We start from the raw sequence: 17,683 nt of genomic DNA, 5'->3' as shown, positions 1-17,683 counted from the left end.
CTTAACAATAGATTCACACCCTCAAGCCCACCGAACATGTTTATAACAGTCCCGCGTTGTAAGCTTTCAGTATTTACGAATTATTGACCTGCCGGAGGGCTGCATAGCGCGCTATCCGACGAGAAAACAGATTATTTTTTAACAACACAAAACACCAACACAGCCCGCAACTAAAAGAATTATATTCTATACTTCGCAAACAATAACAAATATAAAACCAATAAATTAGCACTCATAAAGTCATTAACAGTACATTCATGCACCACCCACTGACAAAATCTTCTACTGCAGACCCTTCAAAACTCACCGTCGTGGGAGTACATTGTTCCGTGCTGACTTCCACGGCAGGGAGTGGCGATAACAGCTAAAAGGTCAAGATTCATGTCCCCTATTGAAAAATCCAGCAAATTAGATAACGTCTGTTACGATATCCGCGGCCCTGTTCTGAAAGAAGCAAAACGTCTGGAAGAAGAAGGCAATAAGGTTCTGAAACTGAACATTGGCAATCCCGCGCCTTTTGGGTTTGAAGCGCCCGATGAGATTCTGGTTGATGTCATCCGTAATTTGCCAACGGCGCAAGGATATTGTGACTCAAAAGGTCTCTACTCCGCCCGTAAAGCGATTATGCAGCATTACCAGGCACGCGGAATACGCGACGTCACCGTAGAAGATATCTATATTGGTAACGGCGTATCTGAGCTTATCGTTCAGGCAATGCAAGCGTTGCTGAACAGCGGGGATGAAATGCTGGTGCCAGCGCCCGACTATCCGTTGTGGACAGCGGCCGTTTCGCTTTCAAGTGGCAAAGCGGTACATTACCTTTGTGATGAATCTTCTGACTGGTTCCCGGACCTTGATGATATCCGCGCCAAAATTACGCCGCGCACCCGTGGTATTGTCATTATCAACCCCAACAACCCCACCGGCGCCGTTTATTCCAAAGAGCTGCTGATGGAAATTGTTGAGATTGCTCGCCAGCATAATCTCATCATTTTTGCCGACGAAATCTACGACAAAATTCTCTACGATGACGCCGAGCATCATTCCATCGCCGCGCTGGCGCCAGATCTGCTGACGATCACTTTTAACGGCTTGTCCAAAACATACCGTGTGGCTGGGTTCCGTCAGGGCTGGATGGTTCTGAACGGGCCGAAGAAACATGCGAAGGGATATATCGAAGGCCTGGAAATGCTGGCGTCAATGCGTCTGTGTGCAAACGTGCCGGCGCAGCACGCCATCCAAACCGCATTAGGCGGATACCAGAGCATCAGCGAATTTATCATGCCCGGCGGACGCCTTTATGAACAGCGTAACCGCGCATGGGAATTGATTAATGATATTCCCGGTGTTTCCTGCGTGAAACCGCGTGGCGCGCTGTATATGTTCCCGAAAATTGATGCAAAACGCTTTAACATTCATGACGACCAGAAAATGGTGCTCGATTTCCTGTTACAGGAAAAAGTGCTGCTGGTTCAGGGAAGCGCGTTCAACTGGCCATGGCCGGATCACTTCCGCATCGTGACGCTACCGCGTATTGACGACATTGAGATGTCACTCAGTAAATTTGAGCGTTTCCTGTCGGGTTATCACCAGGCTTAAAGGCCACCGTCTGAAACTGGCTGCCGGTATTTGCATCCGGCAGCGTTCTCTGCGCAAAATGACCTCCAGGTTGTCATGATGAAAAGGTCACTATGAAGCAGAGCCATTTTTTTGCCCACCTCTCCCGCCTCAAACTCATTAACCGCTGGCCGCTGATGCGTAATGTACGCACGGAAAACGTCTCCGAACACAGCCTGCAGGTTGCTATGGTCGCTCATGCGCTGGCAGCCATTAAAAACCGTAAATTTGCAGGCCAGGTCAATGCGGAACGTATTGCTCTGTTGGCAATGTATCACGATGTCTCTGAGGTCCTGACGGGCGATCTGCCTACTCCGGTCAAATACTTTAACTCGCAAATCGCGCAGGAATATAAAGCTATTGAGAAGATCGCTCAGCAGAAACTGGTCGATATGGTGCCTGAAGAGCTACGTGATATTTTCGAGCCGCTGATTGATGAACAAGCCTACAGCGAAGAAGAAAAATCGATTGTTAAACAGGCCGATGCGCTGTGCGCTTATCTGAAATGTCTGGAAGAGTTGTCCGCTGGCAACAATGAATTTTTGCTGGCAAAAGCGCGTCTGGAAAAAACGCTGGAATCGCGCCGCAGCGAAGAAATGGACTATTTTATGGATGTGTTCGTGCCAAGCTTCCACTTATCTCTGGATGAGATTAGCCAGGACTCTCCGCTGTAAAAATTGCCGGATGACGATGTAAACGCTTTATCCGGCCTATGAGACCATTCCCGTTCCAGGCCGGATAAGCGTTAGCGCCATCCGGCAACGCGACATAAAATCAGAACGGGAACAGCATCGGTATCATTACCACACATACCACCATCACGATGACGGTGAACGGCACACCCAGCTTCACAAAATCACTGAAGCTGTAGTTCCCCGGCCCCAACACCAGCGTATTTACCGGTGACGATACTGGCGTCATGAAAGCCGCTGATGCCGCCATCGCGATCACCATGGCGAAAGGATACGGCGAAACGCCCATAGACTTCGCCGCCGCCAGCGCAATGGGTGCCATCAGCACAGCTGTCGCGGTATTAGAAATAAATAGTCCGATGCTGGCACACATGACAAACAGGCAGGCCAGCATCATATACGGACCGTACCCGCCCCCAACGTCCATCAATCCTTTCACCACCAGATCGACACCGCCGGTTTTTTGCAACGCCAGTGCAAAAGGCATCATGCCGACAATCAGGATGATGCTCGGCCAGTGAATGGATTTATAGGCGCTTTCTGCGTCAATGCAGCGAAACTTACCCATCAACAGACAGGCGATAATGGCGGCGACAGGGTTAGGGATTTCATCTGTCAGCATCAGCGCCACCATCAGCACCAGACAGAAAATCGCATGCGGCGCCTGGCTATGCGCCGGTGAAGCCTCGCTGACCTCCTCCGGCATGTTGAGCACCACAAAGTCACGGCCCTGTTGCGCCAGCAGGCTTATCTGCTTCCAGTTTCCCACCACCAGAATAATATCGCCCATCAGCAACGGTTCATCGACCACGGCGCCTTCCATCGCAACGCCGTCACGTTTCAGACCCACAATATTCAGGCCGTGGCGTGTACGAAAAGCCATTTCTCGAACCGATTTGCCAATTAACTCTGATTCAGGGATCAGCGAAATCTCTGCCATCCCGACATCCAGCGCCTGATCGGAAAAATATTCCCCACGCAGCACCATCGGCTCCAGCAATTGCTCACTGCAAAACTGACGGAGATCCACCTCGGCCGTCGACATATCGATCAGTAACACGTCGCGGGCGCGAAATTCTGAGACACCATTAACATTGACGATCACTCGCCGAAAACGTCGCCAGCGCTCCACGCCAATGACGTTTGCGCCGTAACGCTCGCGCAATTTCAGGTCGTCCAGACGCTGCCCCACCAGCGGAGAGCCCGGACGAATAGCAAGGCGACGGGCGCGTCCTGCCAGGCGATACTCTTTGATTAAATCGCGGAAGGTACGCCGCTTCCACCCTTCACGCTGCTGCCCCGGCGTCTCGCTTTTAAGCATGAAGCGCATCAGCAGCATATAGATGATCCCAAGCACCAGGACCACCAGACCAATCGGCGTAACGCTAAAGAAGCTAAAGCCGTGTAACCCTTCGCGCAGCAATTCGCTGTTGACCACCAGGTTGGGGGGGGTGGCGACCAGCGTCATCATCCCACTGATAAGCCCGGCAAAACTGAGTGGCATCATCAGACGCGAAGGCGACGTCTGCATACGCATTGACACGCTTAACACCACAGGAATGAAGATAGCAACGACGCCCGTTGAGCTCATAAACGCGCCCAGACCGGCAACGGTGATCATCAGCAGCACCAGCATTTTGATTTCACTGCTACCGGCCATTTTTACCAGCCAGGTCCCCATGACGGTCGCCACGCCGGTGCGCACCAGGCCATCACCGATGATAAATAAGGCTGCAATCAGGATAACGTTAGGATCGCTAAAACCCGAAAACGCCTCTGTGATACTCAGCGTTCCACTCAGAATAAACGCCACGATGACCAGCAAAGCAACCGCGTCCATACGCACTTTGCCCGTCGCAAACAGGATAACGGCGATCGCCAGTAAGGAGAGGACCCATATCAATTCACCGTTCACAACATATCCTTGTGTAATGAGGGGGATAGATTGATTCTGCCATAAAAAAGCCCCGCCTGGACGGGGCTAAATCATGATCAGGTATGTCTGAGAACCACGACATTTCCGTTGGGCTGTTTGGTCACGGAAATCTGTTCAAGGCTATTCAGGGAAAAATCAACTTCATCGAGGCGAGGGGTCGTTTCTGGCGCATTCACCGCAATAACATGGCATCCTGCGGCCAGACCAGAAAGGATCCCGGCGGGCGCATCTTCAACCACGGTACATTCGTGCGGTGAGAGTCCGAGCAACTGTGCGCCCAGCAGGTACGCATCAGGTTCCGGCTTCCCTCTTTTTACCCGTTCGGCCGTAACAAAGACTTCCGGGAGAGGAAGTCCCGCCGCCTTATGACGAGCCCGTGCGACCGGCATGGAGCCTGACGTGACAATCGCCCAGGGGATCCCGGCTTTATTGAGGTGATTCAGCAATGCAATCGCGCCGGGCAGAGCGACGATACCGGCAGTATCGGTTGCCTCTATTTGTTCCAGACGCGAGAACTCGGCCGCAATCTCTGATTCAGACTTGCCCGCCATAAAGTGTCGTAGCGAAGTGATCGCCTGTTTGCCGTGTATAAAGCCCAGCACGTCATCGTGATTGAGCCCAAAACGATCGGCCCAGTTGCACCACGCTCGCTCTACGGCGGGCAATGAATCGACCAGCGTTCCATCCAGATCAAACAGAAAACCTTTGCACTGCACGCTGACCCCCTCAGGCATTAATGATTTGATTAATTTCATTCGCGCTCAGGTGATACTGACGTGGGCAAGAATGCCAGACATTCAGCATACGTTGATACTTCTCCCACATCGGCGTCTGAGCATTAAAACCATGCGTGCCCGCATCAAAATGAGTATAGCGCCCTTCCACATTCACCATAAAACGAACATAGCCGAGGTAACGCGCTTCCGTTGCCGCGTCAAAGCCCAGGAACGTCACACGACGTTCATCAATAGATTGCGCGTCTTTCAGGTTAGTCCAGGAAACGTGGAGGGCGTGATACATTTCCATAATATCGATCACCGTGCGGCAGGTTTCTTCGGTCAACTCGCCAAACTCACGATCCAGCTCACGCATCTGCAAACCATAACCACGTTCAATAATCGTCTGTATACGACGATAGCGTTCGGCGTTGCTCGGGTCGAGCATGGTCATCATTTTGTACTGGTTAGACAAAATAAGACGTTGAGCGTTAGTCATTTCCATTTTGGGACTCCTGTATCACTTCTACTACGGTGAAAAAAAAGAAGGCATCTTATGCCTTCTTTTATATGCGTAATCAGGGGTCAATTACAAATCATCAAGGAAAGTTTTATCCAGTTGTTTGAAGGCGCGCTTAAGCGTGTCAGCTAATGCCTGGTAATCAGGCTTACCTTCTACCGGTGCCAGCGCCTGCCCGGCCTCCTGTAATTTACTGCGGACCTCGTAAAACCAACTCAAAATTGTGGGGGGCAGTGGTGTTACGGAGCGTTTACCCAGCCACCATAACCCCTGCATAGGCAAACTGAGTGCGAACAGGGCGGTCGCGACAGCAGGGCCTAGCTGCCCACCCAGCGCGATTTGCCAGCACAGCGTAAACACAGCGATGGGCGGCATAAAGCGAATGGCATACCGCGTCATCCGGATCACGCGATTATCGACAAAAACGGGCGCAAGTCGCTTTTCCATTGGCCACGTCTTTGCGTAGTGCTGCCCCCGGCGAAACAAGCTAAAAAAATTTACGGAGCGATTATCCGGTGTCGACATGGCTTTACCTCAACTTCACATACAAAAATTAAAATATTTGTGCAAAACAACAACTGCAAGGGACAACGTTCAAAACATTTTGTCTTCGATACCCACTATCGGGTATCCTGTGTCGGCCTGTATGGTCAGTAGTATAAAATTATTGAGTCGTCAAATTCACATACAGTATGCCATTGGCTGAAAAATACGCAAAATGGCATAGACTCAAAAGTATTTCTTCCATCATGCAAAAAAGATAATTGAGCATGATGTTAATCATAAATGTCAGCGTCATCATGCGCTACGCTCTATGGCTCACTGACGTTTTTTTAGCCACGTATCATAAATAGGTACTTCCATGTCGAGTAAGTTAGTACTGGTTCTGAACTGCGGTAGCTCCTCACTGAAATTTGCAATCATCGATGCAGTAAATGGTGAAGAGTACCTTTCTGGTTTAGCCGAATGTTTCCATCTCCCAGAAGCACGTATCAAATGGAAAATGGACGGCGGTAAACAAGAAGCGGCTTTAGGTGCAGGCGCCGCTCACAGTGAAGCGCTGAACTTTATCGTTAATACTATTCTGGCACAAAAACCAGAACTGTCTGCGCAGTTGACTGCTATTGGTCATCGTATCGTACACGGCGGTGAGAAGTATACCAGCTCCGTGGTTATTGATGACTCCGTTATTCAGGGCATCAAAGACTCTTCCTCTTTCGCACCGCTGCATAACCCGGCTCATTTGATCGGTATCGCAGAAGCGCTGAAATCCTTCCCGAATCTGAAAGACAAGAACGTTGCTGTGTTTGACACCGCGTTCCATCAGACTATGCCGGAAGAATCTTATCTCTACGCCCTGCCGTACAGCCTGTACAAAGAGCATGGCGTTCGTCGCTACGGCGCGCACGGCACCAGCCACTTCTTCGTTACCCAGGAAGCGGCAAAAATGCTGAACAAACCGGTTGAAGAACTGAACATCATCACCTGCCACCTGGGCAACGGTGGTTCTGTTTCTGCTATCCGTAACGGTAAATGTGTTGATACTTCTATGGGTCTGACCCCGCTGGAAGGTCTGGTAATGGGTACGCGTTCCGGTGATATCGACCCGGCGATTATCTTCCACCTGCACGACACCCTGGGCATGAGCGTTGACGCAATCAACAAAATGCTGACCAAAGAGTCTGGCCTGCTGGGTCTGACCGAAGTCACCAGCGACTGCCGCTACGTTGAAGACAACTACACCACCAAAGAAGACGCTAAACGTGCAATGGACGTTTACTGCCACCGTCTGGCGAAATACATCGGCTCTTACACTGCGCTGATGGATGGTCGTCTGGACGCTGTTGTCTTCACCGGTGGTATCGGTGAAAACGCTGCGATGGTTCGCGAACTGTCCCTGGGCAAACTGGGCGTGCTGGGCTTTGAAGTTGATCACGAACGCAACCTGGCTGCCCGTTTCGGCAAATCTGGTTTCATCAATAAAGAAGGTACCCGTCCTGCGGTGGTTATCCCAACCAACGAAGAACTGGTTATCGCGCAAGACGCGAGCCGTCTGACTGCCTGATTTCACACCGCCAGCTTCGCTGGCGGTGCTGTTTTGTAACCCGCCGAAACCGGCGGTAACGAAAGAGGATAAACCGTGTCCCGTATTATTATGCTGATCCCTACCGGAACCAGCGTCGGCCTGACCAGCGTCAGCCTTGGCGTGATCCGTGCTATGGAACGTAAAGGCGTTCGTCTGAGCGTCTTTAAGCCAATCGCTCAACCGCGCGCCGGTGGCGATGCGCCAGACCAGACGACGACCATCTTACGTGCAAACTCTTCTGTACCAGCGGCAGAACCGCTGAACATGAGTTACGTAGAATCTCTGATCTCCAGCAATCAGAAAGATGTGCTGATGGAAGAGATCATCGCGAACTATCACGCGAACACCCAGAATGCAGAAGTCGTTCTGGTTGAAGGTCTGGTTCCGACCCGTAAGCATCAATTTGCTCAGGCGCTGAACTTTGAGATCGCGAAAACGCTGAACGCGGAAATCGTGTTTGTCATGTCTCAGGGCACCGACACGCCAGAACAGCTGAACGAGCGTATTGAACTGACTCGCAGCAGCTTCGGCGGCGCCAAAAACGCCAACATTACTGGCGTTATCGTTAACAAGCTGAACGCACCTGTTGACGAACAAGGCCGTACTCGCCCGGATCTGTCCGAGATTTTTGACGACTCTTCCAAAGCGAAAGTGGTTAAAGTTGATCCGGCTAAACTGCATGAATCCAGCCCGCTGCCAGTTCTCGGCGCCGTGCCATGGAGCTTCGACCTGATCGCAACGCGTGCAATTGACATGGCGCGTCATCTGAACGCGACCGTGGTTAACGAAGGCGATATCAACACGCGTCGCGTGAAGTCTGTCACCTTCTGTGCGCGCAGCATTCCACACATGCTGGAACACTTCCGCGCAGGTTCTCTGCTGGTGACTTCCGCTGACCGTCCGGACGTGCTGGTTGCAGCATGCCTGGCCGCAATGAACGGCGTAGAAATCGGCGCCCTGCTGCTGACTGGCGGCTACGAAATGGACGCGCGCATTACCAAACTGTGCGAACGTGCTTTCGAAACCGGCCTGCCGGTATTTATGGTGAACACCAACACCTGGCAGACCTCTCTGAGCCTGCAGAGCTTCAACCTGGAAGTGCCGGTTGACGATCACGAGCGCATCGAGAAAGTTCAGGAATACGTGGCTAACTACATCAACGCTGAGTGGATCGAGTCTCTGACTGCGACCTCTGAGCGTAGCCGCCGTCTGTCTCCGCCTGCGTTCCGTTACCAGTTGACCGAACTGGCGCGTAAAGCCGGTAAACGTGTTGTTCTGCCGGAAGGCGATGAGCCGCGTACCGTTAAAGCTGCCGCCATTTGTGCTGAACGTGGTATCGCAACCTGCGTACTGTTGGGTAACCCGGATGAGATCACCCGTGTTGCTGCCTCTCAGGGCGTTGAACTGGGTGCTGGCGTAGAAATCGTTGACCCGGATGTGGTTCGCGAAAGCTATGTGGCTCGCCTGGTCGAACTGCGTAAAAACAAAGGCATGACCGAAACTGTTGCCCGCGAACAGCTGGAAGACAACGTGGTTCTCGGCACCCTGATGCTGGAACAGGACGACGTTGACGGTCTGGTTTCCGGTGCCGTTCACACCACCGCGAACACCATTCGTCCGCCGCTGCAGCTGATCAAAACGGCGCCGGGTAGCTCCCTGGTGTCTTCCGTGTTCTTCATGCTGCTGCCGGAACAGGTTTACGTTTACGGTGACTGCGCGATCAACCCGGATCCGACTGCAGAACAGCTGGCAGAAATCGCGATTCAGTCTGCTGACTCCGCAACCGCCTTCGGTATCGAACCGCGCGTAGCGATGCTCTCTTACTCCACCGGCACCTCTGGCGCGGGTAGCGACGTAGAGAAAGTACGTGAAGCGACGCGTCTGGCACAGGAAAAACGTCCTGACCTGATGATCGACGGTCCGTTGCAGTACGACGCCGCAGTTATGGCTGACGTTGCGAAATCCAAAGCGCCGAACTCTCCGGTTGCAGGCCGTGCTACCGTGTTCATCTTCCCGGATCTGAACACCGGTAACACCACCTATAAAGCGGTACAGCGTTCTGCCGACCTGATCTCCATCGGGCCGATGCTGCAGGGTATGCGCAAGCCGGTGAACGACCTGTCTCGTGGCGCGCTGGTTGACGATATCGTCTACACCATCGCTCTGACCGCGATCCAGTCTTCACAGCAGCAGTAATATCTCGCCGGATAATCGAACAGATTATCTGGCGATGAGACGAAAAAGGCAGCCATCTGGCTGCCTTTTTTACTTTTGCAAAACAGTATTATTCTGTTTCTTCCGCCGCAGCGGTTTTATTCTTCGCATTGCGGGTCATCCACAGCGCCAACGCTTTCAGTGAATCTGGCGTAAACTCATCGCAACGTGCGGTAATCTCCTCCGGCGTCAACCAGCAGACCTCACTGACTTCGTCTTCCTGAAGCGCAAACGGGCCGTGGGAAACGCAGCTAAACAGAGCGCCCCACACGCGGCAGTGTTTATCTTCGAAATAGAACTGACCGTGTTCAGCAAACGGAACGCCAGCAATACCCAGTTCTTCTTCCGCTTCGCGGCGGGCAGATTCAAGCAATTGCTCATCGGCCTGCACCACGCCACCCGCAGTGGCATCTAACATACCCGGCAAAAAGTCTTTTGTGTCGGTACGACGCTGAACCAGGATTTTGCCCATGCCATCATGCACAACGATGTACGTTGCACGATGACGTAAACATTGCGCCCGCATTTGTTCCCGGCTGGATTGTGCGATGACTTCGTTGTCTTCATTCACAATATCCACCCATTCAGTACTTGCCAAACGACGCTGTTCCACCATCAGGAAACCTTCTTTATCTAGCGCTCTTACGGCGCGTTTACAATTGTGGGGTAAATTACGGATTAATTGTCATCTGCGCAATGATACTTTGATCATTGAGTGCGATAACACGTAAAACATTATCATCCAGAATCCCGTAGCTTGCCTTAAAGCCGCCTTTCGGAATGCTCACTGAACCCGGATTAAAGTGATATACCTCTCCCCGTTTTTCTGCAACCGGGAGATGTGTATGCCCATACACCAGCACGTCTCCGGCATTTAATGCCGGAAGGTTCTCCGGCCCGAAAAGGTGTCCATGCGTCAGAAACAGGCGCTGGTTTTCCATCAGTATCTGCTGCCAGGGCGCCGTCATCGGGAAATGGAGCAGCATTTGATCCACTTCGCTGTCGCAGTTGCCCCGCACGGCAATGATCCGCCCGGCCTGTGCGTTAAGAAGGTCTGCAACCTGAGCTGGCGCATAGCCTTCCGGCAACGCATTACGCGGGCCGTGGTTAAGCACGTCCCCCAGTATCACCAGCCATTGTGCACCACTTTTAGCAAACAGCTCGAGTACACGTTCCGTTGCTGGCAACGACCCATGAATGTCTGATGCAAACATCAGTTTCATCACTCACTCCTCGTCGTAAATAACCCTCTCTATGATACTGGAATACGCATGGATTATCAGCCAGAACGCTTCGCGGAAAGCGCGATAAAACGCTGGACAGAAGCGCGCTGCCACTGGAATGCTGCATATTCAGCCAGCGGTTCAGGCACCTCATCGCCCTGTAGCGCCAGGCGGTTAATCATTAACGCCAGATCGCTATCGGCAATACACCATTCACCAAATAAATTCGGTTTGCCATGGGCGAGCAAATTGCCGGCCGTCTCAAACAATTTCGCCACGCTGGCTTTTCCCGCCTCGCTGAGAGGGCCCTTTTTCGCGCCTGCGAACACCACATCCGTTGGACGCTCTTCGCGAATCGGCATTAAGTCACTGCGCAACCATGCCTGAATCTGGCGAGCACGAGCGCGTTTTTGCAGATCGAGAGGGTAAATGCGCTCCCATTGCGGCGGCGCGAAGCGATCTTCCAGATACTCCGCGATGGCCGAAGATTCGCTGAGTTCAAAACCCTCGATCTCCAGCACCGGGACACGACGGGTGAGCGCATAACCCTGCCAGGTCGGTTGTAAATGTTCACCGTTGTTCAGATCAACGGTTTTGAGGGTAAAGGGAAGCCCCTTCTCCTGCAGGGCAACGTAGACAGACATCACGTAGGGAGAAAAAAAGTTAGCGTCTGACCAGAGCGTTATCGCGGGCTTGCTCATAATATCCTCATCGATGTTTAGGCGTTATCACAAAATATAGAGTCTTTTACGCGCTGTCACTTGATGAAAACTCACGTACCGCACGAGGCTTTCTATACTTGTGTTGGTCAGCCATTTTTTCGATATGCATGGGAGCTGAAATGATCGACCTCTACTACGCCCCAACCCCCAACGGCCACAAAATTACGCTGTTTCTGGAAGAGACCCGCCTTGACTATCGCCTGATCAACGTGGATATCAGTAAAGGTAGTCAGTTCCGCCCCGAGTTTTTAGCTATCTCGCCCAACAATAAAATTCCGGCGATTGTTGACCATGCGCCTGCAGACGGCGGCGCGCCGTTCAGTGTGTTTGAATCGGGTGAGATCTTGCTGTATCTGGCGGAAAAAACCGGGCGATTGCTGAGTGGAAAGTTACGCGAGCGACACACTACGCTCCAGTGGCTTTTCTGGCAGGTCGGCGGGCTTGGCCCGATGCTTGGTCAGAATCATCACTTCAACCACTTCGCGCCACAGACGATCCCCTACGCGATTGAGCGATATCAGGTTGAGACGCAACGCCTGTACAACGTGCTGAACAAACGTCTGGAGTCTTCCCCATGGTTGGGCGGCGATCAGTACAGCATTGCCGATATCGCGTGTTGGCCATGGATAAATGCGCATCAACGGCAACGGATCGATCTCGATATGTTCCCGGCGGTCAATAACTGGTTCGAACGTATCCGTACGCGCCCCGCGACGGTGCGGGCAATGCAGCAAGCGCAGTAGACGCGCCCTCGTTCGGGGGAGATAAAGCATTCCCATTCTCGTGTATCATGCAGAGGTTAATACATGGAGGAGACCTGCAATGTCACAGTCTGACGCTATTATTCGTATAAAAAATCTTCGCCTGCGCACGTTTATTGGTATCAAAGAAGAAGAGATCAACAACCGCCAGGACATTGTCATCAATGTTGTTATTCATTATCCGGCGGAAAACGCACGCACCAGCGAGGACATCAGCGATGCGCTGAATTATCGCACCATCACCAAAAGCATCATTGGGCATGTTGAGAGCAACCGCTTCTCATTGTTGGAAAAATTAACTCAGGATGTGCTCGATATCGCACGTGAACATCACTGGGTCACTTATGCTGAAGTAGAGATCGATAAACTACATGCACTGCGTTACGCCGATTCCGTCTCAATGACGCTGAGCTGGCGACGCTAAGCGCGGACTTCGGGAGGCGGTATGGAAATAGTGGTAACCGGTGGTACTGGTCTGATTGGACGTCATTTGATCCCCCGTTTGCTGGAATCAGGACATCAGGTGACGGTAGTAACGCGCAATCCTGAAAAGGCACGCCAGATTCTGGACTCCCGGGTCATACTCTGGAAAGGGCTGGAGGATAAGAAAAACCTCAACCATGTTGACGCCGTGATTAACCTCGCCGGGGAACCCATTGCCGACAAACGCTGGACCGAACAGCAAAAGGAACGTTTGTGCCAGAGTCGCTGGAGCATCACACAAAAGCTGGCTGACTTAATCAACGCCAGCGACACGCCGCCTGCGGTGCTGATCTCCGGTTCCGCCGCTGGCTATTACGGCGATCTGGGTGAAGTGGTGGTGACAGAAGAAGAGCCGCCTCACAACGAGTTTACCCATAAACTTTGTGCGCGCTGGGAGCAGATCGCCAGTAGCGCGCAAAGTGAAAAAACACGGGTTTGTCTACTGCGGACTGGCGTAGTACTGGCACCGAAAGGCGGGATTCTGGCGAAAATGGTCCCCTCTTTTCGTATCGGGATGGGCGGACCAATCGGTACTGGACGTCAATACCTGGCCTGGATCCACATCGATGATATGGTCAACGGGATTCTCTGGCTGCTCAATAACGACCTCCAGGGGCCATTCAATATGGTTTCGCCGTATCCCGTGCGTAATGAACAATTTGCCCATGCGCTGGGCCATGCGCTGAACCGCCCTGCCATTGTTCGCATACCGGCTACCGCCATTCGGCTGCTGATGGGTGAATCTTCAGTACTGGTGCTCGGTGGGCAACGCGCGCTTCCCAAACGGCTGGAGGCTTCCGGATTTGCTTTTCGCTGGTACGACTTAGAAGAGGCGCTGGCGGACGTGATCCACTAATCCTCTCCACTGTTCATCACAATCGTTCCGGTGGTAAGGTGATAAGCCTGACTACCGGAATAACGACTTTATGGCAATCATTACGACATCACGACTCACGCTGTCCCCTTTTCAACCTTCAGACTGGCTGTTTTTCCTGGCGCTGCGTGAAAACCCGGACATTATGCGTTTTATGGCCGATATCAGCCCGGAAAGAGAAACCCGCCTCCTGTTCGCCCGCCGCCTTGCCGCACAGCACACCTTTGTTATTCGCGATCAGGAAAACGGGACGCCGCTGGGCGATATTGGGTTACAGATAAGTCATCTGCATCCGCAGGAAGCCGATGTCGGCTATACCGTGATCCCACCAGCGCAAGGCAAAGGGATCGCCAGCGAAGCACTCCAGGCAATCTGCCGGTATGCCTTTATCCAAACGGGTGTAAACGCGATTAACGGTTACGTGCTGGCGGATAACACACCTTCCGCACGCGTACTGGAGAAACAGGGATTTATACGTACTCAGGTGCTGGAGAAAGCGTATGAAGTCAATGGCATACGCTACGATGACTGGGTGTATCGCCTGGAGCGTAACCCGGAGTAAAAATCGGATGCGCACGCCATAACGCAGGCCCGGTTAGCGCAGCGCCACCGGGCAAACGTTACTTCAACGATCCCTTAAGGAACTGCTGCAAGCGGGGACTCTGCGGATTACCAAACACCTGCTGTGGATCACCTTCTTCTTCTATTTTCCCCTGGTGCAGGAAAATCACGTGCGTGGAAACATGGCGAGCAAAGCCCATTTCATGGGTCACCACGACCATGGTTTTCCCCTCTTCCGCCAGTTGTTGCATGATGCGCAACACTTCGCCCACCAGCTCCGGGTCAAGCGCCGAGGTCGGTTCATCAAACAACAGCACTTCTGGCTCCATGGCCAACGCGCGCGCGATAGAGACACGCTGCTGCTGACCGCCGGAAAGATGCACCGGGTATTTCCCCTGAGCTCGCTCATCAATACCGACCTTCGCAAGGTACTTCACCGCACGTTCGCGGGCTTCCTGCTTGCTCAAACCTAACACCTGAATGGGCGCTTCCATGACGTTTTCCAGCACGGTCATGTGGCTCCAGAGGTTGAAATGCTGGAACACCATCGTCAGACGCGTACGCAGCAAACGCAGCTGGTTTTTATCCGCCACCTTGAGCTGACCATCGGTGTCCCGGACCAGATTAATGTTCTGTCCGTTGACCACGATTAAGCCTTCACTCGGCTTTTCGAGGAAGTTAATGCAGCGCAGAAAGGTACTTTTCCCGGAACCGGATGAGCCAATAATACTGATAACATCCCCAGCATTGGCCTGCAGTGATACCCCTTTCAGCACTTCATGCTCGCCGTAGTGTTTGTGTAAATCAATTACGTTTAATTTATTCTCAGACATCATGTTCTCAGTGCGTCGAAGGTTTTACATGCTGCAACCAGCGTTTTTCCGCTTTACGGAACAGACTGATCAGGACATACGAAATAATCAAATACAGTACGGCGGCAATACCGAAGGCGGTAAACGGCTGGTAAGTTGCCGAGTTGATATCGCGAGCGATTTTCAACAAATCCGGCACCGTCGCCGTAAATGCCAGCGCCGTTGAGTGCAGCATTAAAATGACTTCATTGCTGTATGCTGGCAACGCAATTCGCAATGCGGAAGGCAAAATAATGCAGCGATACATTTTGAACGATGAGAAGCCATAAGCACGTGCCGCTTCAATCTCGCCGTGCGGTACCGAACGAATCGCGCCAGCAAAAATCTCGGTGGTATAGGCGCAGGTATTCAGCGTAAGCGCCAGCACCGTACAGTTAAGCCCACTGCGGAAAAACGCATTGAGGAAATCAGTGCCTTTGACGATCTCCAGCGTATACATCCCGGAATAGAACACCAGCAGTTGCACATAGAGCGGCGTGCCACGAAAGATATAGGTAAACAGCCAGATAGGAAACTGGATGAATTTGTTGCTTGAGACGCGACCGATGGCCATAAACACGGCCAGAATCCCGCCCATCACCACGGAGGAAATCAGCAACCACAAGGTGATCGCCACGCCTGTATAGCGATAGCCATCGCTCCAGAGCAGGGATTTCCAGTACTCCTGAATAATGTCGATCACAGGTCAGCCCTCTTCACACCCACGGAGTAACGACGCTCAAGAAAGAGCAACACACCATTAGAGACCGTGGTAAATACCAGATAGATGACCCCGCACACCACCGCGAAATAGAACGGTTCCCAGGTGCTTTTACCCGCCAACTGAGTGGCTTTGACCACATCTTCCAGTCCGAGAAGTGAAACCAGCGCCGTCGCCTTGAGAATCACCTGCCAGTTATTGCCGATCCCCGGCAAGGCGTAACGCATCATCGCCGGAAACATAATTCTGCGGAAGGTTTGCGAGCTGGTAAAACCGAAAGCCGTTGCCGCCTCAATATGCCCTTTGGGCACGGCCATAAACGCCCCACGGAATGTTTCCGTAAAATAGGCGCCGTAGATGAAACCCAGGGTGATAATACCTGCAACCATCGGATCGATATCAATCTGGCCGATCCCTATCGCGTCGGTCACCGCGTTAAGCGCGATTTGCAACCCATAGAAGATCAGCAGCATTAAGACCAGATCCGGCACCCCGCGGATCAGGGTGGTGTATCCTTCGAAGATAAGCCCCATCGAGCGGCTTTGCGAAAGCTTTGCCCCCGCGCCGACGAGACCGATGAGAACGGCCAGCACAACTGAGCTGAGAGCCAGCTCCAGCGTAACGATCGCGCCCTGTAAAATAACGCCTGAGAACCCGTACAACATGCTGCCTGTCCTGTCGTGTGTGGTAATGCTTCGCCTCTTTTTTCACCCTCCCGCATCAGCAGGAGGGAGTGGGCTTTATCAACTGCCGGGGTGATTAGCCGCCGTAAACATCAAAATCGAAGTACTTTTTCGCCAGCTTCTCGTAAGTACCATCAGCACGCATTTCAGCGAATGCTTTGTTCAGGGCTTCACGCAGCTCATTGTCTTCTTTGCGCAGACCCATCCCGGTACCGACGCCGAACAGTTTCTCATCTTTCACTGACGGGCCGCCGAATTTGTAATCTTTGCCTACCGACTGCTTCAGAAAACCTTCGCTCGCCGCGACTTCATCCTGGAACGCCGCATCAATACGTCCTGCCGTCAGGTCGGAATAGATATTGTCCTGCCCCTGATAAGAAACGATTTCAATGCCTTTTGGCGCCCAGTGTTCATTGCCGAACGTTTCCTGAGTGGTGCCCTGCAGTACGCCAACGCGTTTCCCTTTCAGGGATTCAATGGTGGGCTGGATGTCAGCCGCTTTCGCGACAACCAGACGAGAATCTGCTGCATAAAGCTTGTCGGTAAACGCGATTTCCTGCTGACGTTTTTCAGTGATGGACAGCGAAGACATGATCGCGTCGATTTTCTTCGCTTTTAACGAAGGGATCAGCGCATCCAGCGGGTTTTCCACGAAGGAACATTGTGTATTAATACGTTTGCACAGCTCTTTCGCCAGATCGATATCAAAACCGACTAATTCACCCTGTGCATTCTTCGATTCAAACGGGGCATAAGTCGGGTCAGTACCGATACGAATTTTTTGCGGAATGGCTGCAAATGCTGCGGTAGCACTGGAGAAAGCCAGGACCAGAGAAAGAGACAACACCAGTTTTTTCATAACTATCCTCAACAGACTGTCTTTTATAGGGGATCTTTACAGGACCAGCAGCAGTTATCGTGCCATCAATCGGGCCGACAAGGCAAAGCATTCTACCCTGCCGGCAATATTAATTTGCATGAAAAACGCTTAAGTATGCATTCATGCTCATTTCGACAGCGACA

The 17,683-nt window shown here is 52.3% G+C and carries 19 protein-coding genes; 8 read left to right on the top strand and 11 right to left on the bottom strand.

Annotated features, from left to right (window positions below):
- Window positions 1-381: 381 nt before the first annotated feature.
- Together alaA and yfbR are read left to right on the top strand one after the other, a co-directional pair.
- Complete coding sequence (gene alaA, locus P2W74_RS07365) at window positions 382-1,599, top strand: alanine transaminase AlaA (protein WP_162383085.1); 1,218 nt, start codon at window positions 382-384, stop codon at window positions 1,597-1,599.
- A 92-nt stretch (window positions 1,600-1,691) separates the two neighbouring features.
- Window positions 1,692-2,291, top strand: a complete 600-nt coding sequence (gene yfbR, locus P2W74_RS07360) for a 5'-deoxynucleotidase (protein WP_276294506.1) — start codon at window positions 1,692-1,694, stop codon at window positions 2,289-2,291.
- A 100-nt stretch (window positions 2,292-2,391) separates the two neighbouring features.
- Here the strand turns inward: yfbR and P2W74_RS07355 are convergent, their stop codons facing one another.
- From P2W74_RS07355 to yfbV, 4 genes are all read right to left on the bottom strand, one after another.
- Window positions 2,392-4,224 (bottom strand): SLC13 family permease, encoded by a 1,833-nt coding sequence (locus P2W74_RS07355; protein WP_276294505.1) that lies wholly within the window; start codon window positions 4,222-4,224, stop codon window positions 2,392-2,394.
- Between the two features lie 77 nt (window positions 4,225-4,301).
- Entirely contained in the window at window positions 4,302-4,979 is a 678-nt protein-coding gene (locus P2W74_RS07350) for a sugar phosphatase (RefSeq protein ID WP_276295140.1), read from the bottom strand.
- On the bottom strand, window positions 4,972-5,466 hold the full coding sequence (locus P2W74_RS07345; protein ID WP_162383089.1) for a YfbU family protein: 495 nt from the start codon (window positions 5,464-5,466) through the stop codon (window positions 4,972-4,974). Before P2W74_RS07345 ends, P2W74_RS07350 begins: the two co-directional genes overlap by 8 nt.
- Before the next feature lie 84 nt (window positions 5,467-5,550).
- On the bottom strand, window positions 5,551-6,006 hold the full coding sequence (gene yfbV, locus P2W74_RS07340; protein WP_276294504.1) for a terminus macrodomain insulation protein YfbV: 456 nt from the start codon (window positions 6,004-6,006) through the stop codon (window positions 5,551-5,553).
- A 337-nt stretch (window positions 6,007-6,343) separates the two neighbouring features.
- On the opposite strand from yfbV, the gene ackA reads away from it, so the two are divergent.
- Together ackA and pta are read left to right on the top strand one after the other, a co-directional pair.
- The gene (gene ackA, locus P2W74_RS07335; RefSeq protein WP_276294503.1) at window positions 6,344-7,546 is read left to right on the top strand and encodes an acetate kinase; all 1,203 of its coding nucleotides are present in this window, start codon (window positions 6,344-6,346) and stop codon (window positions 7,544-7,546) included.
- Window positions 7,547-7,621: 75 nt separating this feature from the next.
- On the top strand, window positions 7,622-9,763 hold the full coding sequence (gene pta / locus P2W74_RS07330) for a phosphate acetyltransferase (RefSeq protein ID WP_276294502.1): 2,142 nt from the start codon (window positions 7,622-7,624) through the stop codon (window positions 9,761-9,763).
- A gap of 88 nt (window positions 9,764-9,851) precedes the next feature.
- On the opposite strand, the gene yfcD is transcribed toward pta, so the two are convergent.
- Genes yfcD through yfcF form a run of 3 tightly spaced genes read right to left on the bottom strand, consistent with a single transcriptional unit; the run spans window position 9,852 to window position 11,705 of the window.
- On the bottom strand, window positions 9,852-10,397 hold the full coding sequence (yfcD, locus tag P2W74_RS07325) for an NUDIX hydrolase YfcD (RefSeq protein WP_276294501.1): 546 nt from the start codon (window positions 10,395-10,397) through the stop codon (window positions 9,852-9,854).
- A gap of 55 nt (window positions 10,398-10,452) precedes the next feature.
- Window positions 10,453-11,004, bottom strand: a complete 552-nt coding sequence (gene yfcE, locus P2W74_RS07320) for a phosphodiesterase (RefSeq protein ID WP_276294500.1) — start codon at window positions 11,002-11,004, stop codon at window positions 10,453-10,455.
- Between the two features lie 56 nt (window positions 11,005-11,060).
- Window positions 11,061-11,705: a glutathione transferase gene (gene yfcF, locus P2W74_RS07315; protein WP_276294499.1), complete on the bottom strand. Its 645-nt coding sequence runs from the start codon at window positions 11,703-11,705 to the stop codon at window positions 11,061-11,063.
- 140 nt (window positions 11,706-11,845) lie between these two features.
- On the opposite strand from yfcF, the gene yfcG reads away from it, so the two are divergent.
- From yfcG to P2W74_RS07295, 4 genes are all read left to right on the top strand, one after another.
- A complete protein-coding gene (gene yfcG, locus P2W74_RS07310) occupies window positions 11,846-12,469 on the top strand; it encodes a GSH-dependent disulfide bond oxidoreductase (RefSeq protein ID WP_276294498.1) in 624 nt (207 codons plus the stop codon).
- Between the two features lie 79 nt (window positions 12,470-12,548).
- Window positions 12,549-12,911, top strand: a complete 363-nt coding sequence (gene folX, locus P2W74_RS07305) for a dihydroneopterin triphosphate 2'-epimerase (protein WP_192612911.1) — start codon at window positions 12,549-12,551, stop codon at window positions 12,909-12,911.
- Between the two features lie 21 nt (window positions 12,912-12,932).
- Window positions 12,933-13,826 (top strand): TIGR01777 family oxidoreductase, encoded by an 894-nt coding sequence (locus P2W74_RS07300; protein WP_276294497.1) that lies wholly within the window; start codon window positions 12,933-12,935, stop codon window positions 13,824-13,826.
- 70 nt (window positions 13,827-13,896) lie between these two features.
- Window positions 13,897-14,406: a GNAT family N-acetyltransferase gene (locus P2W74_RS07295; protein ID WP_276294496.1), complete on the top strand. Its 510-nt coding sequence runs from the start codon at window positions 13,897-13,899 to the stop codon at window positions 14,404-14,406.
- 58 nt (window positions 14,407-14,464) lie between these two features.
- Here P2W74_RS07295 and hisP read toward each other — a convergent pair whose 3' ends face one another.
- From hisP to hisJ, 4 genes are all read right to left on the bottom strand, one after another.
- Window positions 14,465-15,238 (bottom strand): histidine ABC transporter ATP-binding protein HisP, encoded by a 774-nt coding sequence (hisP, locus tag P2W74_RS07290; RefSeq protein WP_276295139.1) that lies wholly within the window; start codon window positions 15,236-15,238, stop codon window positions 14,465-14,467.
- 7 nt (window positions 15,239-15,245) lie between these two features.
- Complete coding sequence (gene hisM / locus P2W74_RS07285; protein ID WP_276294495.1) at window positions 15,246-15,959, bottom strand: histidine ABC transporter permease HisM; 714 nt, start codon at window positions 15,957-15,959, stop codon at window positions 15,246-15,248.
- Window positions 15,956-16,642, bottom strand: a complete 687-nt coding sequence (locus P2W74_RS07280; RefSeq protein ID WP_162383101.1) for a histidine ABC transporter permease HisQ — start codon at window positions 16,640-16,642, stop codon at window positions 15,956-15,958. The genes hisM and P2W74_RS07280 overlap by 4 nt, the downstream gene beginning before the upstream one ends.
- Before the next feature lie 94 nt (window positions 16,643-16,736).
- Entirely contained in the window at window positions 16,737-17,519 is a 783-nt protein-coding gene (gene hisJ, locus P2W74_RS07275; protein ID WP_276294494.1) for a histidine ABC transporter substrate-binding protein HisJ, read from the bottom strand.
- Window positions 17,520-17,683 lie beyond the last annotated feature (164 nt).

Source organism: Citrobacter enshiensis, assembly GCF_029338175.1.
GTDB classification, from domain to species: domain Bacteria; phylum Pseudomonadota; class Gammaproteobacteria; order Enterobacterales; family Enterobacteriaceae; genus Citrobacter_D; species Citrobacter_D enshiensis.
This window is presented reverse-complemented; position numbering and strand designations above follow the sequence as displayed.

Excerpts from the sequence above, each read along its gene's own strand:
- P2W74_RS07345 (WP_162383089.1), bottom strand. The coding sequence starts at position 5,466 with ATGGAAATGACTAACGCTCAACGTCTTATTTTGTCTAACCAGTACAAA.
- folX (WP_192612911.1), top strand. The coding sequence starts at position 12,549 with ATGTCACAGTCTGACGCTATTATTCGTATAAAAAATCTTCGCCTGCGC.
- hisP (WP_276295139.1), bottom strand. The coding sequence starts at position 15,238 with ATGTCTGAGAATAAATTAAACGTAATTGATTTACACAAACACTACGGC.
- yfcG (WP_276294498.1), top strand. The coding sequence starts at position 11,846 with ATGATCGACCTCTACTACGCCCCAACCCCCAACGGCCACAAAATTACG.
- yfcE (WP_276294500.1), bottom strand. The coding sequence starts at position 11,004 with ATGAAACTGATGTTTGCATCAGACATTCATGGGTCGTTGCCAGCAACG.
- yfbR (WP_276294506.1), top strand. The coding sequence starts at position 1,692 with ATGAAGCAGAGCCATTTTTTTGCCCACCTCTCCCGCCTCAAACTCATT.
- yfcF (WP_276294499.1), bottom strand. The coding sequence starts at position 11,705 with ATGAGCAAGCCCGCGATAACGCTCTGGTCAGACGCTAACTTTTTTTCT.
- P2W74_RS07350 (WP_276295140.1), bottom strand. The coding sequence starts at position 4,979 with ATGCCTGAGGGGGTCAGCGTGCAGTGCAAAGGTTTTCTGTTTGATCTG.
- P2W74_RS07295 (WP_276294496.1), top strand. The coding sequence starts at position 13,897 with ATGGCAATCATTACGACATCACGACTCACGCTGTCCCCTTTTCAACCT.
- ackA (WP_276294503.1), top strand. The coding sequence starts at position 6,344 with ATGTCGAGTAAGTTAGTACTGGTTCTGAACTGCGGTAGCTCCTCACTG.
- P2W74_RS07280 (WP_162383101.1), bottom strand. The coding sequence starts at position 16,642 with ATGTTGTACGGGTTCTCAGGCGTTATTTTACAGGGCGCGATCGTTACG.
- yfbV (WP_276294504.1), bottom strand. The coding sequence starts at position 6,006 with ATGTCGACACCGGATAATCGCTCCGTAAATTTTTTTAGCTTGTTTCGC.
- P2W74_RS07300 (WP_276294497.1), top strand. The coding sequence starts at position 12,933 with ATGGAAATAGTGGTAACCGGTGGTACTGGTCTGATTGGACGTCATTTG.
- yfcD (WP_276294501.1), bottom strand. The coding sequence starts at position 10,397 with ATGGTGGAACAGCGTCGTTTGGCAAGTACTGAATGGGTGGATATTGTG.
- hisJ (WP_276294494.1), bottom strand. The coding sequence starts at position 17,519 with ATGAAAAAACTGGTGTTGTCTCTTTCTCTGGTCCTGGCTTTCTCCAGT.
- alaA (WP_162383085.1), top strand. The coding sequence starts at position 382 with ATGTCCCCTATTGAAAAATCCAGCAAATTAGATAACGTCTGTTACGAT.